Origin of the sequence: Pseudomonas nicosulfuronedens, assembly GCF_005877905.1 — a bacterium.
GTDB lineage: Bacteria > Pseudomonadota > Gammaproteobacteria > Pseudomonadales > Pseudomonadaceae > Pseudomonas > Pseudomonas nicosulfuronedens.
Map to the genome: position 1 here is coordinate 160,772 of NZ_SWDV01000001.1, position 25,992 is coordinate 186,763.

General features: G+C 65.9%; 29 protein-coding genes. 4 read left to right on the forward strand and 25 right to left on the reverse strand.

Annotated elements, in window-relative coordinates:
- Positions 1–11 precede the first annotated feature (11 nt).
- From flgK to flgB, 10 genes are read right to left on the reverse strand one after another with little or no spacing between them, the layout of a single operon-like run.
- Complete coding sequence (gene flgK, locus FAS41_RS00805) at positions 12–1,379, reverse strand: flagellar hook-associated protein FlgK (protein WP_138519822.1); 1,368 nt, start codon at positions 1,377–1,379, stop codon at positions 12–14.
- Entirely contained in the window at positions 1,376–2,416 is a 1,041-nt protein-coding gene (locus FAS41_RS00810) for a lytic transglycosylase domain-containing protein (RefSeq protein WP_138519823.1), read from the reverse strand. Before FAS41_RS00810 ends, flgK begins: the two co-directional genes overlap by 4 nt.
- Positions 2,416–3,534: a flagellar basal body P-ring protein FlgI gene (locus FAS41_RS00815; RefSeq protein WP_246084796.1), complete on the reverse strand. Its 1,119-nt coding sequence runs from the start codon at positions 3,532–3,534 to the stop codon at positions 2,416–2,418. The genes FAS41_RS00810 and FAS41_RS00815 overlap by 1 nt, the downstream gene beginning before the upstream one ends.
- A 15-nt stretch (positions 3,535–3,549) precedes the next feature.
- On the reverse strand, positions 3,550–4,212 hold the full coding sequence (gene flgH, locus FAS41_RS00820; protein ID WP_138519824.1) for a flagellar basal body L-ring protein FlgH: 663 nt from the start codon (positions 4,210–4,212) through the stop codon (positions 3,550–3,552).
- 2 nt (positions 4,213–4,214) lie between these two features.
- The gene (gene flgG, locus FAS41_RS00825) at positions 4,215–5,000 is read right to left on the reverse strand and encodes a flagellar basal-body rod protein FlgG (protein WP_138519825.1); all 786 of its coding nucleotides are present in this window, start codon (positions 4,998–5,000) and stop codon (positions 4,215–4,217) included.
- A 27-nt stretch (positions 5,001–5,027) separates the two neighbouring features.
- A complete protein-coding gene (locus tag FAS41_RS00830) occupies positions 5,028–5,756 on the reverse strand; it encodes a flagellar basal body rod protein FlgF (protein ID WP_138519826.1) in 729 nt (242 codons plus the stop codon).
- A gap of 9 nt (positions 5,757–5,765) precedes the next feature.
- Positions 5,766–6,953: a flagellar hook protein FlgE gene (gene flgE, locus FAS41_RS00835; RefSeq protein WP_138519827.1), complete on the reverse strand. Its 1,188-nt coding sequence runs from the start codon at positions 6,951–6,953 to the stop codon at positions 5,766–5,768.
- Between the two features lie 35 nt (positions 6,954–6,988).
- On the reverse strand, positions 6,989–7,660 hold the full coding sequence (locus FAS41_RS00840) for a flagellar hook capping FlgD N-terminal domain-containing protein (RefSeq protein WP_138519828.1): 672 nt from the start codon (positions 7,658–7,660) through the stop codon (positions 6,989–6,991).
- Positions 7,660–8,088, reverse strand: a complete 429-nt coding sequence (gene flgC, locus FAS41_RS00845; RefSeq protein ID WP_045213291.1) for a flagellar basal body rod protein FlgC — start codon at positions 8,086–8,088, stop codon at positions 7,660–7,662. Before flgC ends, FAS41_RS00840 begins: the two co-directional genes overlap by 1 nt.
- Before the next feature lie 4 nt (positions 8,089–8,092).
- Complete coding sequence (gene flgB / locus FAS41_RS00850; RefSeq protein WP_138519829.1) at positions 8,093–8,458, reverse strand: flagellar basal body rod protein FlgB; 366 nt, start codon at positions 8,456–8,458, stop codon at positions 8,093–8,095.
- Between the two features lie 242 nt (positions 8,459–8,700).
- Between flgB and flgA the strand changes: the two genes are divergently transcribed.
- Positions 8,701–9,342 (forward strand): flagellar basal body P-ring formation chaperone FlgA, encoded by a 642-nt coding sequence (gene flgA / locus FAS41_RS00855; RefSeq protein ID WP_171049417.1) that lies wholly within the window; start codon positions 8,701–8,703, stop codon positions 9,340–9,342.
- Between the two features lie 91 nt (positions 9,343–9,433).
- Here the strand turns inward: flgA and FAS41_RS00860 are convergent, their stop codons facing one another.
- The 7 genes from FAS41_RS00860 to FAS41_RS00890 form a co-directional block, all read right to left on the reverse strand.
- Entirely contained in the window at positions 9,434–10,423 is a 990-nt protein-coding gene (locus tag FAS41_RS00860; RefSeq protein WP_246084797.1) for an ATP-grasp domain-containing protein, read from the reverse strand.
- A gap of 259 nt (positions 10,424–10,682) precedes the next feature.
- Positions 10,683–11,612 (reverse strand): phosphatidate cytidylyltransferase, encoded by a 930-nt coding sequence (locus FAS41_RS00865; RefSeq protein WP_138519832.1) that lies wholly within the window; start codon positions 11,610–11,612, stop codon positions 10,683–10,685.
- A gap of 1 nt (position 11,613) precedes the next feature.
- Positions 11,614–12,243: a lysophospholipid acyltransferase family protein gene (locus FAS41_RS00870; protein WP_138519833.1), complete on the reverse strand. Its 630-nt coding sequence runs from the start codon at positions 12,241–12,243 to the stop codon at positions 11,614–11,616.
- A gap of 14 nt (positions 12,244–12,257) precedes the next feature.
- Positions 12,258–12,704: a hypothetical protein gene (locus tag FAS41_RS00875; RefSeq protein WP_138519834.1), complete on the reverse strand. Its 447-nt coding sequence runs from the start codon at positions 12,702–12,704 to the stop codon at positions 12,258–12,260.
- The gene (locus FAS41_RS00880) at positions 12,694–14,043 is read right to left on the reverse strand and encodes a phosphatase PAP2/dual specificity phosphatase family protein (protein ID WP_138519835.1); all 1,350 of its coding nucleotides are present in this window, start codon (positions 14,041–14,043) and stop codon (positions 12,694–12,696) included. The genes FAS41_RS00875 and FAS41_RS00880 overlap by 11 nt, the downstream gene beginning before the upstream one ends.
- A complete protein-coding gene (locus FAS41_RS00885) occupies positions 14,043–15,800 on the reverse strand; it encodes a bifunctional alpha/beta hydrolase/class I SAM-dependent methyltransferase (protein ID WP_138519836.1) in 1,758 nt (585 codons plus the stop codon). The genes FAS41_RS00880 and FAS41_RS00885 overlap by 1 nt, the downstream gene beginning before the upstream one ends.
- A 63-nt stretch (positions 15,801–15,863) precedes the next feature.
- Positions 15,864–16,484, reverse strand: a complete 621-nt coding sequence (locus FAS41_RS00890) for a CDP-alcohol phosphatidyltransferase family protein (protein WP_138519837.1) — start codon at positions 16,482–16,484, stop codon at positions 15,864–15,866.
- A gap of 320 nt (positions 16,485–16,804) precedes the next feature.
- On the opposite strand from FAS41_RS00890, the gene lafA reads away from it, so the two are divergent.
- The 3 genes from lafA (at position 16,805) to FAS41_RS00905 (ending at position 19,294) form a co-directional block, all read left to right on the forward strand.
- Positions 16,805–17,686, forward strand: a complete 882-nt coding sequence (gene lafA, locus FAS41_RS00895) for a lateral flagellin LafA (RefSeq protein WP_138519838.1) — start codon at positions 16,805–16,807, stop codon at positions 17,684–17,686.
- Positions 17,687–17,978: 292 nt separating this feature from the next.
- The gene (locus FAS41_RS00900; protein ID WP_246084798.1) at positions 17,979–18,818 is read left to right on the forward strand and encodes a winged helix-turn-helix domain-containing protein; all 840 of its coding nucleotides are present in this window, start codon (positions 17,979–17,981) and stop codon (positions 18,816–18,818) included.
- A complete protein-coding gene (locus FAS41_RS00905; protein ID WP_138519840.1) occupies positions 18,806–19,294 on the forward strand; it encodes a hypothetical protein in 489 nt (162 codons plus the stop codon). The genes FAS41_RS00900 and FAS41_RS00905 overlap by 13 nt, the downstream gene beginning before the upstream one ends.
- A gap of 5 nt (positions 19,295–19,299) precedes the next feature.
- Here the strand turns inward: FAS41_RS00905 and FAS41_RS00910 are convergent, their stop codons facing one another.
- Genes FAS41_RS00910 through fliD form a run of 8 tightly spaced genes read right to left on the reverse strand, consistent with a single transcriptional unit; the run spans position 19,300 to position 25,748 of the window.
- On the reverse strand, positions 19,300–20,352 hold the full coding sequence (locus FAS41_RS00910; RefSeq protein ID WP_138519841.1) for an OmpA family protein: 1,053 nt from the start codon (positions 20,350–20,352) through the stop codon (positions 19,300–19,302).
- Entirely contained in the window at positions 20,349–21,221 is an 873-nt protein-coding gene (gene motA / locus FAS41_RS00915) for a flagellar motor stator protein MotA (protein WP_138519842.1), read from the reverse strand. Before motA ends, FAS41_RS00910 begins: the two co-directional genes overlap by 4 nt.
- A 13-nt stretch (positions 21,222–21,234) precedes the next feature.
- Positions 21,235–21,996, reverse strand: a complete 762-nt coding sequence (locus FAS41_RS00920; RefSeq protein WP_138519843.1) for a FliA/WhiG family RNA polymerase sigma factor — start codon at positions 21,994–21,996, stop codon at positions 21,235–21,237.
- 6 nt (positions 21,997–22,002) lie between these two features.
- Positions 22,003–22,491, reverse strand: coding sequence for a flagellar basal body-associated FliL family protein (locus FAS41_RS00925; protein WP_138519844.1), 489 nt, complete (start codon positions 22,489–22,491; stop codon positions 22,003–22,005).
- A gap of 44 nt (positions 22,492–22,535) precedes the next feature.
- Positions 22,536–23,699 (reverse strand): flagellar hook-length control protein FliK, encoded by a 1,164-nt coding sequence (locus tag FAS41_RS00930; RefSeq protein WP_138519845.1) that lies wholly within the window; start codon positions 23,697–23,699, stop codon positions 22,536–22,538.
- A 3-nt stretch (positions 23,700–23,702) separates the two neighbouring features.
- Positions 23,703–24,020 carry a hypothetical protein gene (locus FAS41_RS00935; protein ID WP_138519846.1) on the reverse strand — a complete coding sequence of 106 codons (318 nt, stop codon included), beginning with the start codon at positions 24,018–24,020 and terminating at the stop codon, positions 23,703–23,705.
- Positions 24,004–24,402 carry a flagellar export chaperone FliS gene (gene fliS / locus FAS41_RS00940; protein WP_138519847.1) on the reverse strand — a complete coding sequence of 133 codons (399 nt, stop codon included), beginning with the start codon at positions 24,400–24,402 and terminating at the stop codon, positions 24,004–24,006. Before fliS ends, FAS41_RS00935 begins: the two co-directional genes overlap by 17 nt.
- A complete protein-coding gene (gene fliD / locus FAS41_RS00945; protein WP_138519848.1) occupies positions 24,399–25,748 on the reverse strand; it encodes a flagellar filament capping protein FliD in 1,350 nt (449 codons plus the stop codon). The genes fliS and fliD overlap by 4 nt, the downstream gene beginning before the upstream one ends.
- Between the last annotated feature and the right edge of the window lie 244 nt (positions 25,749–25,992).

A 25,992-nucleotide genomic window follows, 5' to 3' on the forward strand; every position in this document is an offset into this window, starting at 1 on the left:
CGCAATGGCCCTTAGAAGGCCGCGAGCATCGAGTCGAACAGCTCCTTGGCGGTGCTGATGACTTTCATGTTGGCCTGGTAGGCCTGCTGGTAGGTGATCAGGTTGACCGCCTCTTCATCCAGGCTCACCGCGCTGACGCTGTCGCGGCTGGCCTGTGCCTGGCTGGCCACGGTGGTGGCGGTCTTCTGGTCGGCCTGATTCTGCCGGCTGGCGCTGGCCACTTTGCCGAGAAGGCCGGCGAACGCGTCGTTGAGGGTCACCTGGCTGCCGTCGAGGGTGATCGACTGGCCCTTGAGATCGAGCAGCGCCAGCAGGTTCACGTTGTTGCCGGACTCCCCCGCGGTATCCGACAACGCCAGTTCCTCCGGCTTGAGGTCGTTGACGCTGAGCATCGCCGTGGTGCTGCCGGCGTTGTAGGTGAGCAGCGCCTGGCCGGGGTTGCCGTTGAGATCGAAACCACTGGCGAGGGTATCGTTGACCATCTGCGCGAACTGCCCCGCCATCTCGTGCAGGGCGCTCTGGTTCGGCCGCAGGGTGTCGTACTCGGTGTCGTACAGCGCACCGAGGGAACCGCCCATGCCGTCCTGGGCCAGCGGGAAGCTGGTGCCGGCGAAGGTCAGGGCGATTGCCTGCTCGCCGCTGGCGGTACGGCTGATCGCCAGCTGCCCGGCAGAATTGCCGGCCACCAGCGGCTGGCCGTTGGCGAGGGAAACGGTCAGCGAGCCATCGGCTACTTCGTTGACGCGAATAGAAGCGTACTTGGACAGGTCCTGCACCAGGCTTTCGCGGTGGTCGCGCAGTGCCGTGGTATCGCCGCCGGACGAACCGACCTCGACGATCTGCTTGTTCAGCGCAGCGAGGTTGGAGGTCAGGCCGTTGATCTCGCCGACCATGGAGCCGCGCTGCTCCTGCAGGGCACGCAGCTGGCTGTCGATGTTGCCGGACAGGCCGTTGAAGCGCTGGGCGAGGTTCTTGGTCTCGTTGACGATCTGCTGGCGCAGGGCGACGGACCCAGGGGTGGCGGTGGCCTCGCTGAGCGCGGCGAAGAAGTTGTCCAGGCCGACACTGATGCTCGAACCTTCGCCGCCCATCAGGCCTTCCAGCGCGGACAGGTACTGCTGGCCGCTGTCGTAGTAGCTCTGCTCGGTGGTAGCGCGCCACAGCTGTTGGTTCTGGAAGTCGTTGGCCATGCGCCGGATGCTGGTCACCGTCACGCCGCCGCCGACGTTCAGGCCACCTTCACCGGCCAGCGAGGCGAGCACCGGGCTCAGCCGGCTGAAACCGGGGGTGTTGGCGTTGGCGACGTTCTGGCCGGAGGTGGCCAGGGCGATCTGCGCCGCACGCAGGCCGCTGTAGCCGATCTGGCTCAACATACTCAAGAGGCATTCTCCTTCGACTCGAGGCGGATCGGCTGGGCAAACGCCGCCGAGGCCGGTCGGGAAACAAATTCGGGCTGTTGTCCCTGATAGGCGACGGAATCTGCGTGGCGCTTAAATCCTTCCTGCGGCGCATGCTTCAGGCCGCTCTCCGGCGACAGCCCGCTGCCAGGCATCCGTGCCGGCGCCTGGGCCTCGCGCACCCGACGCAGCACACCGAGGGTGTAGTCGCGGGTTTCGTCGTAGGGGATGCTGCGCACCCAGTCGGCCATGCCGATCTGTCCGCTGCGTGGGTCGCCGTTGTTCTTCAGCCACTCGTCCACCTTGCCGGGCCCGGCGTTGTAGGCGGCCAGGGCGAGCACGTGCTGGCCGTCGTAGCGGTCGAGCATCTTGCCCAGGTAGGCGCTGCCCAGCGCCTTGTTGTAGGCCGGATCGCTGGTCAGGCGCTGCTCGTCGTAGGGCAGGCCGAGCTCGCCGGCCACTTCACGCGCGGTATCGGGCATCAGCTGCATCAGGCCGCGCGCGCCCTTGGGCGAGACGGCGGCAGCGTCGCCACCGGACTCCTGGCCGATTACGCTGTCCACCAGGGTGCGGAAACCGGCGCTGCCCTGCTGCCAGGCGTGGGCGAGGCGGTCGACGCCGCGCTGCCAGGTGTCCACCAGCGGGTTGCGGCTGGACACCGAGGGGCGGCGCAAGGCTTCACCCACATCGGCGAGGGCAACCGGTTGCGAGGTATCGGTGGGTTCGGCGGAAAGCTGGCGCACCAGCAGGGCGGCGATGCCGGTCTGCTTGCGCGAGGCCAGGTGCTCAGCCAGTGCTTCGTCGTAGAAGTCGCGCATCGTATCGAGGTCACGGCTGCGCAGCGGGCTGCCGGCGGAGAGCACGTCGCCGGCCTTGCGCATCTGCTTGAGGATCTGTTGCAGGAACATCGCCTCGAACTGCTCGGAGGCCGCCTGCAACTGCTCGCGGCGCACCTGTTCGGGTGACTCGCCCGGCTGGCCGGTGGGAACGATGGGGCGATTGAGCGAGGTGATGCTCATCAGATCACCACCAGCTCGGCGTTCAGTGCGCCGGCCTGCTCCAGCGCCTGGAGGATGCTCATCACATCGTCCGGCGTAGCGCCCAGGCTGTTCACCGTGTTGATGATGCTCTCCAGGCTGGTGCCCTCGGGCCACTTGAACATCGGTTTCTTGTCCTGGCTGACCGACACGTCCGACTGCGGGGTGACTGCCGTGGTGCCGTTGGAGAAGGCCCCCGGCTGGCTGACCTGGGGGTTCTCACTGATGGTCACGGTGAGCGTGCCGTGGGCCACCGCCGCGGCTTTCACGCGCACGCCCTGGCCAACCACCACGGTGCCGGTGCGGCTGTTGAACACTACCTTGGGTCGGGTGCGGCCTTCCTGCACTTCCATGCCTTCGAGCATGGCCATGAAGCTGGTGCGCTGGGCCAGGCTGACCGGAGCACGCACCGACACCTTGGTACCGTCCAGTGCGGTGGCGGTGCCGGAACCGAAGCGCTGGTTGACCGCGTTCATCACCTGGGTGGCGGTCTGGAAGCTCGGCTTGCGCACGTTGAGCATCACGTCCGGGCGCTGGGTGAAATCGCTGGGAATCATCCGTTCGATGGTCGCGCCGTTGGGAATCAGGCCGCTGTTGGCGCTGTTGATCGACACGCTGGAGCCGCTCTGGCCCTGGGCGTGCAGGCCACCCACCACGAGATTGCCCTGGGCCAGCGCATACACCTCGCCATCCACGCCCTGCAACGGCGTCATCAGCAGCAGGCCGCCGCGCAGGCTCTTGGCGTCGCCCAGCGAGGACACGGTGACGTCGATGGTCTGCCCGGCGCTGTAGGACGGCGGCACGCTGGCGGTGACGCTCACGGCGGCGACGTTCTTCAGTTTCGGGTCGACGTTCGGCGGCAGGTTCACGCCGAACTGCTTGAGCATGTTGGCCACCGACTGGTTGGTGAACTTCACCTGGTTCTTGTCGCCGGTGCCATCCAGGCCGACCACCAGGCCGTAGCCGATCAGCTGGTTCTCGCGCACGCCTTCGATGTCCACGAGGTCCAGCAAGGGGATGGCCAGCACCTCGGCCTGCCAGAACAGGCAGAGGGTCGCCAGCAGGCGGCCAAGGGTTCTACACATGAGTGTTCTACGCATGGAGGGCTCGCCTGCTTACATCGGGAACAGCGGATGGGTGAAGAAGCGCGTCAGCCAGCCGGCCGAATTGCTGTCGTTGAGCACGCCGCGCCCGGCGTAGGAGATCTTCGCGTTGGCGACATTCTGCGAGGACACCTGGTTGGAGCGGTTGATGTCGTCGATGCGCACAAGGCCCGTGAGGCGGATGAACTCATCACCCTGGTTCAGGCGCAGGGATTTCTCGCCCTTGACCAGCAGCACGCCGCCGGGCAGCACCTTGTGCACGGTCACGGCGATGGAGCCGGTGAGAGTGTTCTGCTGCGAGCTTTTCGCCGAGCCGTCGAAGTCGCGGTTTGCCGTGGCGGAGCTTTCCAGGCCGCCGTATTCCTTGGTCAGGATGGTCGGCACCGGCACGTCCAGGCTGGATTTCTTGCCGAAGCTGGTACCCGCGCTCTTGCTCGACTGGGTGGACTCGCTGAGCACCACGGTGACGATGTCGCCGACGCCGATGGCGCGCTTGTCGCGCAGCAGCGAACCGCCGTAGCCGGAACGGAACAGGCCGCCACTGGTGGGCGGCGGCTGGCTGTAGTCCAGCTCCGGGGGCTGGTAGGTCGAGGAGTCCTCGTCCGGCAGCATCTCCTCGAAGCTCTGGCAGCCGGCGAGCAGCGCCAGGGCGAGCAGCAGGGCAAGGCGCGTCATCGTCAGACCGTCTGGTTGAGGAACTGCTGCATGCCCGACGCGGCGTCGAGCACCTTGGCGTTGGCTTCGTAGGCGCGCTGGATGGCGATCATGTTCACCATCGCCTCGACCACCTGCACGTTGGAGCCTTCCAGTACGCCCTGCTTGAGGGTGCCCAGGCCTTCCTCGCCCGGCGTGCCTTCCTGCGGCTCACCGCTGGCGGCGGTTTCCTTGTAGAGGTTGCCGCCGATGGCTTCCAGGCCCGCCGGGTTGGTGAAGCTGACCAGGGTGATCTGGCCCAGCTCGGTGGGCAGGGTCTCGCCCGGCAGCACAGCGGTGACGATGCCGTCACTGCCCACGGTGAAGCGGCTGGCTCCGGCCGGCACTTCGATGTTCGGCGTCAGCGGCAGGCCCTGGGCGTTGACCACGATGCCTTCGTTGTTCAGTTGCAGCTGGCCGTTCTCGGTGTAGTAGGTGTCGCCGTTGGGCGCCTCGACCTGGAAGAAGCCGCTGCCGACGATGGCCAGGTCCATCGGCTGGCCGGTGGTCTGCATGCTGCCTTCGGTGAACACCTTCTGCGTGCCGACGACGCGCACGCCGCTGCCCAGCTGGATGCCCGAAGGCACGGTGTTGACCTGGTCCGCCTGGGCGCCGGGCTGCAGCTGCACCTGATAGAACAGGTCCTCGAACACCGCACGGTCGCTCTTGAAACCGACGGTGTTGACGTTGGCCAGGTTGTTGGCCACGGTGGACATCGCAGTGTCCTGGGCTGCCAGGCCGGTCTTGCTGACCCAAAGTGCCGAACTCATGTTGTGCTCCTGTCTGCGCGCCGCGCGTTAGCCGCCACGGATCATGCGGTCGCCGGCCTCGGCGAGATCCGAGGCGGCCTTCATCATCTTCACCTGGGCCTCGAACCGCCGGTTCAGGCTCATGGTGCCCACCAGCTGGTCGATGGCCGAGACGTTGCTCTGCTCCAGGTGCCCGGAGACCAGACGCACATCGTCGCTGGCTGCGACGTTCTGGCCGTCCTTGCTCACCAGCAGGCCCTGGGCGTTCTTCACCAGCGACGCAGCCGGGGCATCCACCAATTTGAGGCGGTCGACGTCGGTCATCATGAAATCGCCGCGCGGCATCACCGAAATGGTGCCGTCGCTGCCGATGGCAATGGCGTCGTATTCGGGCAGGGTGATCGGGCCGCCTTCGCCGAGCACGGCGCGGCCGTTGATCATCAGCTGGCGGTCGGCATCGATCTCCAGGTTGCCCTGGCGCGTGTACGCCTCGCCGGTGCCGCTCTGCACGGCGAGCAGGCCTTGACCCTGGATGGCAACGTCGAGGTCGCGCCCGGTGGCCATCAGGGTGCCGGCGCTCATGTCCACGCCGCTGCTTTCGATGCGCGCGAGGTGGCGGCTGTCGTAGCCGGCGCCGCTCACGTCCACGGCCGTTGCGTGCTCCAGGTCGGCACGGAAGCCGGGGGTGTTGACGTTGGCGAGGTTGTTCGCACGCACGTCCAGCGCCGCCATGCTGCGGCTGGCGGCGGTCATTGCGGTGTAGCCGAGGCGATCCATGGCGAGTCCTTAGATGGCCGAGAACAGGACCTGGGTGAGTTCCTTGTCGGTGGTCATCACCTTGGTGTTCGCCTGGTAGTTGCGCTGGCCTTCCATGAGGCCCACCAGTTGCTGGGTGATGTCGACGTTGGAACCTTCCAGGTTGCCGGCCGACAGCGAGCCGAACTGGCCGATGCCGGGCACGCCGATCAGCGGGGCGCCGGACGCGGAGGTCTCGGTCCAGGCGGTGCCGCTCTGGTTCTGCAGGCCGCCGGTGTTGATGAAGTTCGCCAGGGCGACCTGGCCCTGCAGCATGCGCTGGCCGTTGCTGTAGTTGACGTAGACCTTGCCGTCGTTCTCCACCGCGATACCGGTCTGCTCGCCGGCGGCGTAGCCGGTGGTGCGGTTGGTGGTGACGACGAAGTCCGAGCCGTACTGGCTGGTGCCGGTGTAGTCCAGCGCGATGTTCATCGGATCGACGCCCGGCAGGGTGAAGCTCACCGGTACGGAAGCGATCGGCGAGGACAGCGAGCCGTCCGGGGCGAAGGTCAGCGACTGGGTGGCGCCGACGGCATTGCCGTCCACCGCGTAGTGCGCGTCCCAGGTGTTGGTGCCGGTCAGCACGAAGTACTGGGTCAGGGTGTGTTCCTTGCCCTGGGAATCGTAGATCTTGCTGGTGTAGGTGGAGTTGTAGGTCTCCACCTTCTGCGGATCGAACGGCGCGACGCTCGGCACCTTCTCGTTGGAGTCGAGGTTGGCGACGAACTCCAGCTTGTCGGTGGCCTTGGCCGGCAGGTTGGCGGTCTTCACCTGCAGGTCGGAGACGGTGCCCACCAGCAGGTTGCCGGCAGCGTCGGTCGGGTAGCCCTGCAGGCGCTGGCCGGTGGCGTTGATCAGGTAGTTGGCGTTGTCCTGGCTGAACACGCCGGCACGGGTGTACTGGGTGTCGCCGTTGCCGCTCTTGACCACGAAGAAGCCGCCGCCGGAGATGGCCAGGTCCAGTGCACGATTGGTCGACACCAGCGAACCGCCCTGGCTGATGCTCTGGGTGGTGCCGGCGACTTCCACGCCCATACCCTTGCTGTCGGCATAGACGCTGCCGAACTCGGTGCGCGAGGACTTGAAGCCGACGGTACCGGAGTTGGCGATGTTGTTGCTGATGGTGTCCAGCTGCTGGGTGACGGCGTTCAGGCCGGTCAGGGCGATGTTGAAGCTCATGGCGTTAGCTCATCCTAGGAGGGGGGAACAGGCGCTCAGGCGGCCTGGCCCTGACTGAATTCGACGATCTTGTAGAAGGGCACCGAGCCTGCGCCCTCGACTTCCAGCACCGGGCCGTCGGCGCTGACGCGAACGTTGTGCACCAGGCCGGAAACCTCGATGCCCGGCGTCTCGCCGCTCTCGGTCTTGACCGCCAGGCTGTACTTGCCGGGCTTCAGGCCGAGCGCTTCGGGGTCCACGGTGAAGGGCACGGAGCCGGCTTCCTGCGGGCCGAGAGTGATGTCGGTGCGCACGCCGTTGGCGTCGGTGAGCTGCAGCACGGTGGTGGCCGAGGCGTGCTCCAGGGTGATCTGCCCGCTGACCTTGTCGCCGTCCAGCTGCAGGCTGTCGGCGCTGACCTTCACTTCCTGGCCGACCAGGCCGGCAGCGGTGAGGGTCTGCAGGTTGTCCATCAGCACCAGGTTGTTCTGCTGCAGGGTGGTCATGTTCTGCATGCTCTTCACCTGCGCCATCGCCGAGTACTGGTTGATGAACTCGGTGCTGTCCACCGGCTTCGTCGGGTCCTGGTACTGCACCTGGGCGACCAGCAGGGTGATGAAGCTGTTCTCCATGTCGGTCAGCTCGCCGAGGTTGACCGCCTGCTTGGGCGTGTCGGACGAAGTGCTGCTGGTGCCGCTGGAGCTGGTGTCGTTGTTGACCGTGCTCATCAGGCGTCTCCCAGTTTCAACAGGCTGGACTGCATGCTCTTCACGCGGTTGAGCACTTCCACGCCGGTCTCGAAACTGCGGGTGGCGGACATCATGTCGGTCATTTCCTCGATCTCGTTGACGTCGGGGTAGTAGACGTAGCCGGTGGCATCGGCCAGCGGGCTGCCGGGCTCGTAGCGGCGTTGCGGCGAGCGGCCGGAGGTCACCACGTCGAGCACCTGCACATGGGCCCCGCCCATGCCGGCGCCACGGGTGAGCTGGTCGTTCTCGTAGACGGCGGCGAACATCGGCTTGCGCGCCTGGTACACGGTGTCCGGGCTGTTGGCGGCAGAGTCGGCGTTGGCCAGGTTGCTGGCCACGGTGTTCAGGCGCACGGTCTGTGCGTTCATCGACGAGCCGGCGATGCGGTAGATGGAATCGAATGCCATGGCGTCAGCGTCCCTCGATGGCCTGCTTGAGGCCGCGGAATTTCAGGGTCAGGAAGGTCAGGCTGGTCTGGAAATCCATCGCGTTGCGCGAGAACTCCGCCTGCTCGGTGGACAGCTCCACGCTGTTGCCGTCCTGCGAGGGCTGGTTGGGGATGCGGTACTTCAGGTCCGGGCGCGCGGCGCTGGTGCTGGCCAGCAGGACGCTGGAGGTGTCCTGGCGCTGCATCTCGGCGGCGAAATCGATGTCCCGTGCCTTGAAGCCGGGGGTGTCTTCGTTGGCCAGGTTGGAGGCCAGGATTTCGCTGCGCTGCATGTGCAGCGAGAGGGCTCTCTCGTGGATACCCAGGGTGTCGTCAAACCGTATACTCATTCGCGCAACCCTCTCTCGTCGTTCGGCCGTCTTTCGGTGTGCGCAGCGACAGAGCACAAAGCATGCCCATCCTGGAATATCGCTTCATGTCGTTGATTTACAAGGCTTTACTCAAAGAGCAGAGCAGTGCGTGCAACGCGGCTTTTCCGCTTTCGACGCACCGCGCGCCAGGATGCGGAAAGGCCCTTTCCGCCTGCTTCCTCCTGCTGCTTCCCGCTCTCGCGCACGCCCAGGATGCACGCGTGCAACTCGACGCCGCCGCGCAGCAGCAGGTCGCCGCCGAGCTGAAGGAAGCCGCACGCAAGGCCGGCTGGAAAGGCATGACTTTCACGGTGAACAACAACCTGCCCAACAGCCTGGGCAAACTCACCGCCTGCCCTGGCGGCCCGCAGCTGCGCATACTCGAAGCCCCCGCTGCGGTTACCGCGCGACGACGCTTCGAAGCCTCCTGCGCGGGCCAATCCGGCTGGCCGGTGACCTTTATCAGCCAACCCACCGTGTACCTGCCAACGGTGGTCGCCAGCGGCGAGATCGAGCGCGGCCAGACGCTGGACAGGGCGCAGCTCAAGCTCGCACCGGTGGAAATCGGCAAGAGTTCGCGGGGTTACTTCACCGACATCGCCGAGGTGGCCGGCAAGACGGCCCGCCGCCGCATCCGCGCCGACCAGCCGCTGACGCCTGCGCTGCTCGATGGCGCGATGCTGGTGCGTCGCGGCCAGCAGGTGAAGATCGTCGCCTGCCAGGACGGCATCCAGGCCAGCGCCGTCGGCGAGGCAATGGCCAACGGCAAGCAGGACGAAGTGATCCGTGTAAGGAACCTGCGCAGCCAGAAGGTCATCGAGGCGAAGGTGACGGCATCAGGCGAGGTGAGCAGCATCTTCTGATGCTGCCCTCGCTCACGGCTGAACGCCTCTACAGGAGCGCGCCAAGCGCCCCATCACGGGCGGGATCCGCTTCTGCCGGGAGACGCGTCAGTCAGCCGAGCGGTTGCGAAGCGACGCTGCCCTGAGAGCCCGGCAGCACAATAACGGGATCGGGCGAAGCCGCCGGCGCGGCAAAGGTGGTCACCTCCACCAGCCGCCGCGCGTGGATGCTCGGCGCGGGCAGCACGGACGCATCCAGCGGCGCCTCGCGGAAGCAGCGCAGGTGATTGGCGACCATGTCGTAGCCGGAAAGATGGCTGAAGGCAATCCCTCCGGAGAAGCGTGGGTTGACGTCCATCAGCAACGCCTCGCCGTCTTGCACGAGGAATTCCACGTTGATGCAGCCGTTCACGCCCAGCACGCGGGCGACCTGACCGGCCATCTCGACCAGCCGAACGTCGGCCAGCATTCGTACGGTCAGACCCGCCCCGGTCGGCGTGCGCACCAGCTCCTGGCGCGCCATGGCCGCCCAGGCTCCACTGCTCTGCTGGCGCACCACGTCCACCACGCAGACATCGCCCGGCAGCAGCGGCTGCACGATGTAGTCGCGGTCCGAGAAGCGCCGGCGCACGTAGTGCAGGAAATCCGCATCGCGCACCTGCATCAAGCCTTCGCAATTGCGCCCGTCACGTGGCTTGGCGATCAGCGGCAGGTCCAGCCCTGCCATGGGCAGATCCTCCAGGCGCCAGGTGGGAATGGTGCGGATCAGCGGATCATTACCGAAGGCCTGGTGCACCCGCCACTTGTCGCGGGCAACACGAATGGTCTCCAGCGGCTGCATGCACAGCGTGATGCCGCGTTCGGTAAAGGCTTCGTGGTGCAGCGCGAAGGCATCGACCTCGGGGTCGATCAGCGGCAGCACATGGGTCACCTGCTCGGCCTCGCAGATCCTGAGGATGCGTTCCACATACTCGGTAACATTTCTCGCCGCCGGAACCCGATGGAAGGTATCCAGCAAGGCCGAGGTGGCGCACCAGTCGCGGGGCTGGGTATTGGTCCCCACCACCCGCGCGCCCCAGTGCTCGCGTAACGATGCGATCACCGATTCGGCAGAGTACGAGCCGATGGCGGTAACCAGGCAGGTGAACGGAAAACTACCCGCCGAGCCGCTCAAGACGCGGCCCCGCCGGTGACTCGCGGAAAGAGAGTGTCCATTGCTTCATGGCCCCGTAAAGATTCGACTGCTTACGCCCAAACACTCCGTTGCCATACGACACTTCCGAGGGAATAGAGCAAGCGTAGCTGCGAACCGGCGCTCCGGAGTGGTTACCCCGGAGCGCTGGGGGGATTTCCGACGGGGCTCAGGTCCACCAGTAGCGGACGAAGTGGAAGAACACCGGAGCGGCGAAGCACACCGAATCCAGGCGGTCGAGCATGCCGCCGTGGCCTTCGATCATGTGGCCCCAGTCCTTCACCCCGCGGTCGCGCTTGATCGCCGACATCACCAGCCCGCCGAAGAAGCCGAGGATGTTGATCATCAGGGCGATCAGCAGCGCCTGCCAGAAGGTGAAGGGCGTGATCCACCACAGCGCGCCACCGATCAGCGTGGCCAGCGCCACACCGCCGATGAAGCCTTCGAGGGTCTTGGACGGCGACAGGTTCGGCGCGATCTTGCGCTTGCCCATGAGCTTGCCGCAGACGTACTGCAGCACGTCGGACAGCTGCACGACGATCACCAGGAAGGCGATCAGCAGCAGGTTGCGTCCTTCGTAGCCGGCGATCTCCAGGGTCAGCAGCGCCGGCACGTAGGAGATGCAGAACACCGCCAGCATCAGCGCCCACTGCACCTTCGAAGCTCGCTCGAGGAAGTGCTTGGAGTCGCCACCCAGCGAGGCGAGGATCGGCAGCAGCAGGAACACGTAGACCGGGATGAAGATGGAGAACAGCCCGTACCAGCCGATGCCGATCAGCAGGTACTGCATCGGCAGCACGAAGTAGAACGCCGCCACCAGCGCCGGATAGTCGCTGCGGCGCGTCGGCATCAGGGTGAGGAATTCGCGCAGGGCGTAGAACGAGACCCCGTAGAAGAGCAGGATCACTGCCCAGTAGCCGAGGGCGAAGGCGCAGCCGATCACCGCGACCATCACCCACCAGGCGTTGATCCGCGCGTTGAGGTTGTCGATCACCGCGTGGGGGCCGGGCGGCGCCCGCCAGCGCAGCACTGCGCCCACCAACGAGGCGAGGACCAGGATGGCGCCGATACCACCGAAGAGCAGCCAGGTCTGGTTCATCTCAGCGACCCTCCGGCGCGGCAAGCCTGAGCAGCGCCTCGCGGGCACGTTCGAGGAAGGCTTCCTTGGCCTCGCCCTCCTCCACCACCAGCGGTGCGCCGAAGCTCAGGGTGCACAGCAGCGGCAACGGTAGCGCGCGGCCCTTGGGCATCACACGGCTTAGGTTGTCCAGCCACACCGGCACCAGCTCCACCTGCGGATGGGCCTTGGACAGGTGGAAGATGCCGCTCTTGAACGGCAGCAGGCGCACTTCCTCGTCGAGGTTTCGGGTGCCTTCGGGGAAGAGGATCAGCGAGTCGCCATCGGCCAGGGCGCGCTCCACCGGCTCCAGTGGGTTGCCGCCCTCGGCGCCGCGGGTGCGGTCGATCAGCACGCCATGGAACACGCGGTTGATGATGAAGCCACGCAGGCCGCCCTTGCCCCAGTAGTCCATGCCCGCCACCGGCCGCGTACGCGAGCGCAGCTCCGGCGGCAGCGAGGCCCAGAGCAGGACGAAATCGCCATGGCTGCTGTGATTGGCGTAGTAGATGCGCTGCGCCGGGGTCGGAGTGGTACCGATCCACAGGCTGCGCAGACCGGTCACCGCACGGGCGCCGGCGATGATGGCGTAGGCGCAGAGTCTTTCCAGCATTGCGAGTAGGTTCCTCAGGATTGGAAGGTCAGGGTGATCAGGCACAGCAGCGCAACGAGCCACTGCACCGCACACAGCACTACCTGCCGACGCAGGAGCTTCAGCGCGCCACGGCTGCGCTCGCTCCAGGTGCGACCGGACATTTCTTCCGGCACACCCACATAGGTGGCCAGTGCGTCATCCAGCTGACGGGTTTTTTCCGGCAGCGCCTCGCCGGCATTGGCCATGGCCTCGAACAGGTCCGCATCCAGCGCTACACGCATGGCATAGAACTTCTGCACCAGCCCGAGCAGCACCAGCAATGCCATGCTCAGGCTGAACGCCAGGGTGGCACTGGCCATCAGCACGCCGTAGAAGCCGAGCGCCAGCGCCAGCACGGTCAGCGCCGAGGACAGGCCATTGAGGCTGCTGCCGCGCCGCAACAGGCTGGCCACCAGGATCAGGCCCGGATCAACCGACATGACTCACCTCCTGTGACAGGTTCGGCTGGCCGGCGATCTGCGCCAGCACCGCCAGTTGTTCGGCCTTCAGCACCACCTGCGGACGGGCGCGGCGAATCTGCGCCAGCGCATCCTCGAGCGTGGCCGCACGGCCGGATATCAGCAGCCACGCCGCCACCAGCGTGGCGCTGCGCGAGTAGCCCAGTGCGCAGCACACCAGCAACGGGCCTTCGGCGTGCATTCGCTGGATCAGGTCCGCGCCTTGCCGGCATTGCTCGACACTCGGAGCTACCAGGTCGAGCAGCGGCAGGCATTCGTAGCGACGGGTCAGCGCGGTGCAGGGCAGCTCGGCGCACAGGTCGAGGATTGACAGGCTCGGCAGGTGCCGGGGCTTGTACCAGTCCGGCAGGCGCCCGAGCCAGAGACCCGGCAGCACTTCGTCCGGCTGCGGATGGCGGCGCGTCCACCAGCACGCGTTGAGCCACGCGCCCAACCAGTAGGGCGCCAGCAACCAGGAGACCGCCACGGAATGGCGACCGTCCAGGCGCTTCTGGAACCCCACCGTGCCGATCCCGAGGTAGCAGAGTGCAACCAGCGCCAGGGATACAGCCGGCCAGCCCAACCAGAGCCACAGGCCGCCGCCGGCCAGCGCCAGCACCAGGCACAGCAGCGCCCCGACACCATAGATTGCCGCCAGCCGACGCCGCTGCGGATCAGCGCTGAGGCTCCACGCCTGCAGCGGCGAGCGCACCTCCCGCGGCCACAGCCAGACACAGAGGAAGCCCAGCAGCGCACCGGTCGGCACGTCGATGAAATGGTGTTGCCAGGTGGTCAGCACCGACAGGCCGATCAGCGCGAACCAGCCGTGCAGCAACCAGCGCCATGCTCCGCTGGCGTAGCGACCATAGGCGACCCAGAGGATCACCAGCAGGGCGATATGCAGCGAGGGCGCCTGGTTGAACGGCTTGTCGAAACCCATCAACAGGTCGAACAGCACGCCGAAGAAGCCCTCCTGCATCGGTCGCTCGAAGCTGAATCGCAGCGGGAACAGCAGGAAGCAGGCTACCGCGACGACCTGTGCGGTGAGCAGGCGCAAGGCGTGGCAATCCAGCCCGCGCTTGGTGCGCGGCAGCAGGAAGGACAGCCCGTACAGCAGGTCGATGGACCAGTACGGGATGATCGTCCACGGCCACAGCGGCGTGCCGCGCTCCCAGTCGAACACCAGCACGCCGACCGATTCGCGTTGCGCCGCTACCCAGTTGGCGAAGCCGTAGCTGAGGAAGAAGAACGGCCCGAGGAACAGCAGCCAGATGACCGCGCGCCGCAGGACACCGGGATCACGCGCTGGCAGCGGCGTCATCAGCTGCGCTCCCGGCGAGCCAGGGAGACGGTGAAGATGCCGTCCTCGTCGATGCGCTGGGCCAGTTTGCGGAAGCCGGCAGAAGCCACCAGTTGGTCCATCTCCAGTTGCGTGCGGCGGCGCATTACCCAGGCCTGACCGGCACGGTGGCTGGTCAGGGCACGGGCGATCAGTTCGAGTTGCGGGTGCCAGGGCTGCCCGGTGTAGATCAGGTAGCCGCCCTCTTCCACCGCCTCGCCCAGGCCGGCCAGCGAGCCGCTGACCATGGCGTTGTCGGCGAACAGCTCATAGAGACCGGAGACCACCGCCAGCGTCGGTTTCGGCTCCACGGCGGCGAGGTCGGCGCCATCGAAGGCGTCGCCCTGCACGAAACGGGCGCGCTCCTTCAGGCCCAGGCGCTCGATCAGCGCCGAGCCTTCGCGCACGTTCAGCTCGCTGTAGTCGCGCAGCAGTACGCTTTCGGGCAGCGCCTCGAGGCCTTGCAGCGCTTCGAGGATGTAGCGCCCGTGGCCGGCGGCAATGTCGAGGATGCGTACTTCGCGGCCCTGCTCGCGCAGGCTGGCCATGGCCAGACGGAGCAATTCCTCGATGTTGACCTTGCGCTGGCGGATGCCGCGCCAGCCGGCGGACTCCAGGTAGGTGCGGTCGATCATTCGCCCCACCGGCCCCGCGCCGGCGGGCTGGTTGCGGTAGACGTAGTCCAGGGTGCTGCCGGAGTCGAAGCCGGTCTGGAAGCCAAGATTGATGCCGTCGGAAAGCAACCGGCCGAGGCGCATGTTGGCGCGCGTGGCGCGCCAGTAGAGATCGCGAAGCGACCAGGTGGGCAATGGCGTCGCCAGGGCTTCCGCCTCGGCGCAGGTGTAGCCGAAACGGTCGGCATTGCGCAGGTCCGCACGCTCGGGTTCACGGACGAAGCACTCGAGGATGAAGCGCCGCGCCCGCGTGGTCGCCTGCTCGCGATTCAGTTCGCCGAGGGTGTCGTGGAAGAAGCCGGGCAGGATGTGCAGCTCCTTGCGCGCCGTGCCGAGGTTGTCGAAGAAGCGTTGCTGCGGCTTGCGGTGCACCACGAAATCGGAGCCGGAGATCAGCAGTTGTGTCGGCACCTGGATCGCCTGGGCGTCGGCTACAACGCGGTCGGCCGCCTCATACAGGCCCAACAGCACGTTCACTGAAATGGCCTTGGCGATCAGCGGGTCGCTGTCGTACGAGGTGATGCGCTCGGGATCGTGGGTGAGGAATTTCGCCTTCACATAGCTGTTGACGAAGAAGTTGCCGCGCCACCAGCGCGCCAGCTTCAGGCCCGGCCGGGCGAAGGGCACGTAGAGCTTGACCTTGAATGCCGGCGAGGCGAGCACCAGGCTGCGGATCGGCGGCGCGTAGTCATGCACCCAGGTGGAGGCAACCACCGCGCCGACACTCTGCGCCACCACCGCCATCTCGCTGATGGCGATGCCGTAGGTCGAAGCGATGTGCTCGACGAAGGTCTGCACGTCGCGCACGCTGGTGCCGAAACTCGGGCTGTCGCCGCGCGCGCCAGGTGACTGGCCGTGGCCGCGGGCATCCCAGGCGAAAACGTCGAAGCCGGGCAGCTCGAGCTCGTCGGCCAGGTGGCCGATGCGCCCGGAATGCTCATGGCCACGATGGAACAGCAATACGGCGCGGCGCGGCTCCTCGCTGCCGGCAGCAGCCGGCCAGTGGCGGTAGAACAGCTCGACGCCGTCATGGGTAACGAAGTGGTGATTCGAAGACTCGCGCATAACTTCCTCTGTTCGATGGCTTGCGGGACTGTCCGGTCCCGGTCCTGACATGGCGGCCCTGGCTCAGCCGGCCGTTTGTTCCTTCTGCTCGGCCAGCCCCTGGCGCACCCGGTTGACGATAGTCAGCACCAGCAGCAGTGCCAGCAGCACCAGCAACGGGTCGAGCCAGCTCAGCGGCAACAGTCCGCTGGCCACACCGGCACCGAAGACACCGAAGCACAGCGCGCGGTCGCTCTTTCCCATGGGGCCGTCGTAGCGCCGCGAAGCCCCCACCATCACCCCGAGCACGCCGGCGTACTCGCTGATGACTGCCAGCAGGACCACCAGCACCACCAGCGCCGGCATCACGCCCGGCAGCAGGGCGAACGGCAGGTACAGCGCGCTGTCGGCGATCACGTCGGTGAGCTCGTTGAGGTAGGCGCCCAGCTTCGACTGCTGGCCGAATTCACGGGCAAGCATGCCGTCCATGGCGTTGAGTGCCATGCGCAGGAACATCCACAGGGGGATCAGCAGGAATATCCAGGCGTGGCCGGCCAGCAGCGCGACGGTGAGCGCCACCAGCAGCGAAAGGCCGCAGGCGGCCAGCGTCACCTGGTTGGCCGTGACGCCGCGCTCGTACAGGCGGGTGACCAGGGGGCGGAGCAGGTTCTGGAAACGGGACTTGAGCTGGTAGACGGAGATCATGAGGTTCCTTTCTCAAGGTTCGGAGCACAAAGCCCGGAACAAGGCGTTCGGACGAACAATCCACAGCCTTGTGGACCCAGGGAGCTTAGCCGCACCCCGGCGCCAGGGCTGTCAGATATGTCTCAACAACATAGATGACCGCTCCTGAGCAAAAGGACACATGCGGCAAGACGGCGATGTCTGCGCGGCGCCGGCCGGTATCGCCGGAATTCCCGCGCCAAATTTTTTCCCTCCGCTCTTAATCCTTCCCCGCGAGCTGTCGCCTTACCCCTTCAGCAGGCACAACGCCGGCTTCATTCAGCTCATACAGGAAGTCCACCATGGCCTTGTCGATTCAAACCAACTACTCCTCCCTGATCACCCAGACCAACCTGGGCAAGACCAACAACCTGCTGGCCACCAACCAGCAGCGCCTGGGCACCGGCCTGCGCATCAACTCCGCTGCCGACGACGCCGCCGGCCTGCAGATCGCCACCCGCCTGAACGCCCAGTCCCGCGGCATGGACGTGGCCATGCGCAACACCAGCGACGCCATCTCCCTGATGCAGACCGCCGACGGCGCCTTCAGCGAACTGACCGACATCACCCAGCGCATGAAGGACCTGTCCACCCAGGCCGCCAACGGCACCAACACCACCGACGACGGCAAGGCCCTGTCCGCCGAGTTCAACGAACTGGGCAAGGAACTGAAGAACATCATTGCCAACACCAAGTTCGGTGGCGATGCGCTGTTCGGCGTCGATGGCGCCAGCGGCAAGTTCGGCGCCACCGGTGGCGTGACCTTCCAGATCGGTTCGGACAAGGCCGAGACCCTGAACGTCGACGTCACCACTGAACTGAAAGCCGTAACCGACGCCTTCACCGCCCTGACCAGCCAGTTCCAGGCCACCAGCGCTGACGGCAACGAGCTGGAAACCATCACTGGCGCCAACGGCTCCATCGACCTGGCCAACGATGCCCTGGACGCCATCGGCAGCCTGCGCGCGCAGTTCGGTGCGAACATCAACCGCCTGCAGCACACCTCCAACAACCTGGCCAACATGAAGGACAACACCGACCTGTCCAAGGGCCGCATCATGGACGCCGACTTCGCCGTCGAAAGCGCCAACATGAGCAAGAACTCCATGCTGATGCAGTCGGGCATCTCCATGCTCAAGCAAGCTGGCCAGATGCCCAGCATGATCATGGGCCTGCTGGGCTAAGCCCCAGCCAGCGTGAGGCGCCCCCCGCGTCGCGCGCCCTGATCCGCCAACGCCCCGCCCCGGTGGGGCGTTGTGCTGTCTGCGGGTACGCTGACAGACGGCGTTGCGACCACCGGTCGCGGCGCAGCCCCTCTACGCCAGTGGTTTCGAGGCTCGTGTGAAAATTGCAAGCACGAGTGTGCAAAATTCAGAACTTGCACCCACATTTTTCTGACGTCAAAATAATGCCTCTGCCTCCATGGACAAATGGAGTTTCCCCGCGACCGTCAAGGGAGCGGCTCGCAAGGGCAAGATGAACACACTCACTTCCACGCCAACGGACAGTCGGCCGATCGCCTGCCTGACCCTCCGCACCGGGCGTTCCGATTGCGTCGCGCAGTTCTATCCCGCGCTCTATCAACTCGACCTCGACCGTGACGGCCAGGTGGAGCGTATCGACCTGGGCTTTTCCGGCAGCCGCGTGCTCGAACGCCTGCTGCAGAGTCCGGGAGACGTGGTGGCCCGCGATGAACTGCTGACCCATGCGTGGTCCGATCGGGTGGTCGGCCAGGGCAGCCTGAACCAGCAGATCTATACCCTGCGCCAGGTGCTGGCGGACGAGAAGCAGCGGCAGATCATCCAGACGCTGCCGCGCCGCGGCTACATGTTCAACCCGCAGTACCTGATCGACCAGGCCAGCGAGCCGGACGCGGAGGTCGCCGACGCGACTCCGGAAGTCATTCCGCTGGAGAGCGTCGCTCCCTCCCCCGGACTGCGACCGCCGAATCTACGGCGCCTGAAACTCGCCGCCGCGAGCCTCTGCATCCTCGGCCTGCTGGTCCTCTCCGGCGCCATCTACTACACCCAGGTCCGCAGTCCGGTCCTGACCGCCGAACAGAATGTCGGCTCCCTGCAGATCACCTACGTCGAAGACAACGAACAGGACCTGCAACGGCTGATCAGCAACACTCGCCCCCTGGCCCATCAACTGGCCGACCTGGCCAGCCGCCCCATCGGCCTCATGCTGCACATGACCTCGGGCTTCTATGAGCTGGTCTGCGTGCAACCCGAAGGCAATTCCAACTGGCTGCTGATCCATGAGAGCCAGGTCGCCCGGACTCCCCAGGAGCAGTTGCGCAAGTGCCTGAACTGAACCTACGCCGCCAGGTCGGCGCGGCCCGCCGCTGCCTGGTGGTTTCGCTGTTCGGCGTCGCCTGCCTGACCCTGGCGCTGGGCATGCTGTGGAGGCACGCCCACAGCACCTCGGCCATCGATGGCCGCTACGCCTCTTCCGGGCAGGTGGTGCTGGGCAATGGCAAGGTGCTGGAAATCGCCCAGACCACCATGTTCCACGAGGGGCGTTTCTACTCGATGATCCAGCAGGACGCCAACATCCTCGAAGTTTCCGGCCTGGTCGGCAGCGACCTGGGCGGGCGTTTCCAGCTGCAGGTGGAGGAGAACAGCATCAGCAACCTGCAGGCCGACAGCGGCCTGGACAGCGAACTGATCTTCAACCTGCTCTATGGCCGCCAGCGCGGCGCCCGCATCACCCTCGAACCCCTGGGCGGCTGCCTCTACGGCGTGGAGACACGCCAGGTTTTCTGTCCGCGCCATCCGCGCAACCGCTGAGCCCCTCACAGCTTCAACGTCGGCTCCGCCTTCGCCGCGGGAGCTGGTGCCTCGACTGCCGCTGACGTGGGCGCCTGTGCCTGCTGTGGCTGTGGCTGTGGCTGTGGCTGTGGCTGTGGCTCGACGAGTTTCGCGCCCGACGCCGAATAGTGCACCTGGGCATAACTCTCGCCGAAGATTTCCCGGTACAGACTCTCCGCGCGCTGGGTCAGCAGGAGGATCTCGATCCGCCGGTTGGCGCCGTTCTCCGGGTCTTCCGGGCGCAGCGGCATGACGTCGGCCTGGGCCGCCACCTGCAGCACATGCGCGGCCGGCAGGCCACTGTCGACCATCACGTTGCGTGCGCGCAGGGCGCGGTCGCCGGAGAGGTTCCAGTTGTTGTAACCATCGGGACGGCGGTACTGCACGGCGTCGGTATGGCCACTCAAGATCAGCTTGTTCTGCACCTTCGCCAGCACACCGGACAACGCGCCAAGCAGGGTCTGGAAATGCGGGTCGAGGGTGGCCTGGCCACGGGCGAACATGAAGCGCTGCTGGTCGTCCTTGATCAGGATACGCAGCCCCTGCGGGACCACGGTCACCTCGATGTTGGCCAGCGCATCGACCTTGCCGGACACCTCGCGGATCAACTCGGCCAGCTCGCGCAGGTCTTCGTTGCTGTCGTACTGGCGGCCCTCGCCGTCCTGCTGCACGCTCGAATCCTTCGCCTGCTCGCCAGCCTTGCCTTGCTTACCAGAGTCGAGTGCGAGCTGCGGCGCGGGCTTTTCCGGGGTCTTGACCGGCTGCGGCATGCCATCCAGCTCGATGGGCGTGCGGCTGGCACCGTCGAACACGCCGGCACCGCCATCCACCACCGGGTTGGCGTCCTGGTCGCCCACCGCCACCGGCTGCGGCTCGGTCTGCGGGTGAACGATCCACAGCACCATGAACAGCGCCATCATCGCCAGGGTGAAGTCGGCGAAGGCTACCTTCCAGGCGCCGCCGTGCTCGTCATCGTGGCCCTTCTTGCTGCGGCGCTTGATGATGACTTCGCTGTGCTTGTCAGCGCGTTTCTTCATGCTGCGTCCCGCTCTTCCTCATAGCGGGTGACCCAGGTCTCCAGCTGCTTGAAGGCCGGTTTCACGTCCTGTTCGATCAGCTTGCGACCGGCGTCCACCGCCAGCAGCGTAGGCTTGCCGGCGACATGGGCAACCAGCGTGGTACGCACGCATTCCAGCGCCGACAGTTCGGTCTTCACCCGCTGCGACATGGCGTTGGACAGCGGGTCCATCAGGCAGTAGCAGACGAAGATGCCGAAGAAGGTACCCACCAGCGCAGCGGCCACGTGGGCGCCGATCTCGGCCACCGAGCCACCGATGTTGCCCATGGTGATGATGATGCCGAGGATCGCCGCGAGGATGCCGAAGCCGGGCATCGCCTCGCCGACCTTGTGCAGCGACTTGGACGGCTGCAGCAGGGCGTGCTCCATGGCATCCAGTTCCTGTTCGAGGAAGCCTTCCAGCTCATGGGCGCTGATCTTGCCCATGGCCATCAGGCGGAAGTTGTCGGCGATGAATGCCATCAGGTTCTTTTCCTGCAGGATCAGCGGGTAGCGAGCGAACAGGTCGCTCTGCTCCGGCTCCTCGATGTGCGCGTCGAGGACCTTCAGTCCGCCGACGTCGACCATCTCCAGCAGTTCGTAGAGCAGCATCAGCAGCTGGCGCTGGAACTCCTCGCCACGGCGCTTGAAGACGAACACGCCCTTGATCTGCGAGCACATCTCCAGCAGTACTTCGCGCGGGTTGGCGACGACCAGGGTGCCCAGGCCGGCGCCGAGGATGATGATCATCTCCGCCGGCTGCCAGAGCGCGCGTAATTCGCCGTGGGCCATGGCGTAGCCGCCGAGCACGCAGGCGATGATGATCAGGGCGCCGATGATTTTCTGCATAGGTCAGGATTCTTCAGGGGGTGTCGGGGTCTTGGAGGAAACGGCTGCACTTGCCGATCGCCTGCTTCATCAGCTGGCAGATGCGCGCATCGGTCAGCTCCAGCACTAGGGCGATTTCCTTCAGGTTGAGTTCGTGCTGGTAGTACAGATTGAGGATCAGCCGCTCGCGCTCGTTGAGGCGCTCCAGCGCCTGGGCCAGCAGGCGCTCCTTGAGCACACGTTCTTCCAGCGCGTCGCCGCTGCCCTGCACGCCGTCGTGGCCGTTCTGCAAAAGCGCGTCGAAGCTCTCAATAGCCTCGGAGGATTCGGCGCGCAGGTAATCCTGGTAGCCCGCCTCGTCAAGGCCGGTAGCAGCGAACACTTCCTCGTCGCTGGGCACGCGGCCGAGTTGGCGTGCCAGGGAACGGATCGCATCACGCACTTTGTGCGCCTGCTGCCGTACCTGGCGCGGGCGCCAGTCCTGGCGACGCAATTCGTCGAGGATCGCGCCGCGAATGCGCAGCGCGGCAAAGCGGCCGAACTGCTCGTCCGGCTCGCCATAGCGGCGCAACCCTTCGAGCAGGCCCATCAGGCCGATCTGCTCCATGTCCTCGCGATCCAGCACCTGGTTGGCCTGCAGCGACAGCTGGCTGACGATGCGCCGAACCAGCGGCAGGTACTGCATCATCCAGCGCTGCTCGGCCGCCGGCGACAGGCGCGCATGGCCGCCGTCGGGGCTGGCGTAGCCGCCGACACCACTGGCATAGCTGAGGGCAGGATCGCGAAAGGCGTGCATGACGGCTTACTGGACGATCATCTTGCTGAGCATCACGTGCTCGAAGGGCACCACCACCTTGCGCGCGGCGAAGTCGTCGATCACCGCTTTTTCCAGGCGCGCCTGCACATCGCCGATGGGCATCGCCCGCAGCACTTCGAACTTCTCCGGCGTCAGGTTGGCGACCACCGAACTGCGCACCATCGGCGCGACGCTCTCCAGCTTCTTGCGCTCCTGATCGGCCTTGGCCTGCAGCACCAGGTCGATCACGAAATAGTGCTCACGGTCCTCGCCACGAGAGCTGACGATGATCTTCTCCACGGGCACGAAGAGGTATTCGGCGCTCTCCTGCTCTTCCTCCTCCTTGCCGTCTTCCTTGCCGCCCTCCTTGTCGGAGGCAGCGGCGGCCGGGTTGAGGCTGGCGGACTTGATCATCTGGTAGTTGACGAACACGCCACCCAGCACGACGGCGATATTCACGATGAGCATCAGTAGAACGAGACGCGGCGTGGTCATGGGGTTTCTCGAAAAATCCTGTGGGAGTGCGGGCCGCTGGCGGCCTACACGGTAATCAGCACGTCGCTGTCGCCTCGGGGCGCGGAACGATCGCTCGCCTGCGCATCGCGTGGGTTGGCGGCCACCGCAAGCTGCTCCTCGGCGAAGCGCTGGCGGTTCTGCTGGCCCTGCTGGCCGGACTGCGCATCGGACGAAACCTGCACGTTGACCTGCAGGAAGTTCTGCCCGACCAGTTCCTGGCGCAGGCGCTCGCTGGTGTTCTGCAGCATGCGCACCACGTCGCCATTGGACGCGGAGATCTGCACGTTGAGCTGGCCAGCCTCATGGCGCACCAGGATCTCCAGGGCGCCCAGTTCCGGCGGATCGAGGCGGATCGTGGCGTTCTGCACGCGCTGGCCAAGCTGCAACTCGACGTTGTCGCGCAGCGCACTGACCATCTGCTCGCCCCAGTGGGCCTCGTTGTTGCCCTTGAGGTGCAGCGGCCTGTCGAACAACGGCGAGGCCGGCGTCGTGGCGGAGGGCTGGGCGTTGCCGTCAGCGGCGGCGGGCAGGCGCGGATCGAGCGCGGCGGCCGGCAGTGCAGGCACGCTGGAGTCCGGTGCCTGCACGGCAGCGGCCAGGTGCTGTTGCAGCAGCGTCTGCGCCTGGCTCTGGGTCGCCTCGCGGGGTGCCGGCGCGGTGGCCTTGGCGGGCTCCTCGGAAAGCTCGGCAGGCGGCAGCAACATATCCTCCGGCTTCACGGCGGAGGGCGTCGGCTGCGCAGACGAACCGGCCGCCTGGGTGGCGAACCCGGCCACGCGGGCGCTGGTCTGCTCGGACGGATTGTCCCGCGCCTGTACCACCAGGCCCGCCTGGCTGAGCATGCCGGCGAGCCAGCTCTCGGCCCCGGAAGGCGAAGCTTCTTCCGCCTGCTGGCCCTGCACATCGCTGTCGCGGCTATCCGCGGGCAGCGCCTCCGGCAGGACGGGCAAGGCAAGGCTGGGCTGCGGCAGCGATTCATCGACCTGTGCCGTATCGAACTGCGCAAGGAACGACTGCACGGTAATAGTCCGCTCGCCAGCATTCGGTTGGGCCGGCTGTGGCGCGCGGAAACCGGAGGCACTGGCAACGCCGGCGTCATCACGGCGCGAATCCTGCGGACGTGCGTCGGCCACCGGAGGCGTATCGCGCACGGTGGTCGGCAGGGATTGGGTCGGTAGCTGGATCACGGTCTATCGACCCTCCTGGTACGTATCCACCTGCATGTACGCCGAGCGTCCTTCGGCATACTCCAGGTGCGAGAGCAGGAGGCGGCGCAGACGCTCGCACTCCTCGGCACAGGCCTGCGACGCTTGCTCGTGCAGGCGCTTGAGGTGCTTTTTGGCCAGCAGCACATCGGCTGCCAGCCCGGCCTGCGACGACATAGCCACCAGCTGCGCGCGGATCGCCAGGTCGACCTGACCCATGGCTTTCCAGTCCTTGCGCTGCAGCGCACTACCCAGCCGTTCGTACAGCTGCAGCAGGCGCTGGCGATCATCCACGGGCGGCACTCACGCCCTCCCAGCCTTCACGCAGAATGCCCAGCAGGCGCACCACTTCGTCGATGCCAGCGACCTCCAGCGACACGCTGACATCGGAGAGACGGTAGATGCAGTAGTCGTAGAGACGCGCCAGGCCCTGCACGGTCTCGCCGCCGCTCTCGTAGTCGAGCGCGCCGTTCAGGCCATTGAGGATGTTCAGGCACTTCTCCAGGGAGCGGCCCTTCTGCTGGTAGCGCTTGTGCTCGATGTGTCCGCGGGCGCGGGCCAGTTCGTCGAGCAGGCCGTCGAACAGCACCAGCACCAGTTCATAGGGCGAGGACGAGGCGGCCTTGGATTCCAGGTCGATCATCCGGTAACTGTCGTAGTTTTCGTTCATGCCGTAGGCGGTCATCCGAACATCCCGCTGGTCTGGTCCATCGACTGCATGGTCTGCATCATCGAGGTGTATTGCTTGAGGTAGCGCGCGTAGTAGGTGTCGTACTGCTTCTGCAGGTTGTCGTAGTCGTCGTCGACGCGGCGCAGGCTGTTGTTCAGGGCGTCCTTGCGGTTCTTCATGACGCCGTTGGTGCTGTTGGTGTAGACGGCAACACCCTTGTCCAGGCTGTCGAGCAGGTTGCCCTTGCCCATGAACAGCTTGTCCAGGGCCTCGGGGTCGCTGGCGATGGCCTTCTCGAAGCGGGTGGCGTCGAGGGTCAGCTTGCCGCTGCGGTCGGCGCTGATGCCCAGGTTGATCAGGTTGGCGCCGCCGAAGCTGGTGCGAACCATCTGGTTCAGCGCGTTCTCGATGGAACGCACGCTGGAGTCGCCGGCCAGGGCACCGCGGGCGTTGCCGTTCTGGTCGCCGGCGGCAGTCAGGCTGTCGATGGTGCTGGCCAGGGCGTTGAAGGCGTCGATGAAGGTCTGCACCTTCTTCTTGGTCTCGCTCTGGTCCTGGGCGACGGTCAGGCGGATGGCCTGTTCACCGGACTTCTGCGCCTGGGTGAAGGTGGCGCTGACGCCGTCGATGATGTTGTCGAAGGTGTTACTGGCGTTGGTCAGCAGCATGCCGTTCTCGCCGCCGAGACGGACGCGGGCGTCCTGCGCCTTGGACAGTTCCTGCGGGTTGCCGATGGCGTTCTCGAAAGCGCTGCTGGCGCTGTCGGTACCGCTGAGCGAGAGGCTGATGGCGTTGTCCGCGCCGGATTTCTCGGCACCCAGCACCAGCGATACCTGGCCATTGCTGCGCACCAGGGTGGCCTTCACGCCCGTGTTGTCGGTGGCCTTGTTGATCGCGGCGGCCAGCTCGTCCAGCGAATTGGCGCCATCGCCGTCGGTGTCGATCTTGCTCAGGTCGATGTCGAAGGACTTGCCGTTCTGGGTCAGGGTCAGGGTGCCCTGGGTGTCGATATCGCCGGACTGCAGCCCGGAGAAGGACAGCTGGTGGCTGGTGGCGAGCTGCTCGACGAAGAAGTCGTAGCTGCCGGGTACGGCGTTCTTGTCCACCTTGGCGGTCAGGTAGCCGTCCTTGCTGGTGGTGGCGCTGTTCACCAGCATGCTGGTGTTGCTGCCGGTCACGCCCTGCAGGCTCTTCACCGCCGAGGAGAAGGTCTTGAGCGCCGACTCCAGGGAAGTCACGGCAGTCAGTTGGGACTGGTACGAGGACTTGTTGCGGTCAGCCTTGTTCAGGCCGTTCTGCACTTCGTACGTGGCCAGCTGCTGGGCCATGCTTTTGACGTAATCGGAATCTATGGTCGCCATCTGAATCCACCTCTTTGGGTCGGAAGAGCAATTACGGTGCCAATGCCGGAAGGCCCGTCATATGGGGCTTTTCGGGATTAGCGGGGAGAAGTTTCACTTCCGCCCGGCATGCTTTGGCGCGCAGCGGGAAGCGGTGTTTCCGCCTGCCGGAAATGCGCCTTGATGCAGGGAAAGGGCGACCGTGGGGAGGGATTCGTTAAGCCGTTTTGGTGGGATGTTTTCGCGTGCAATGGCCGGGATGGGT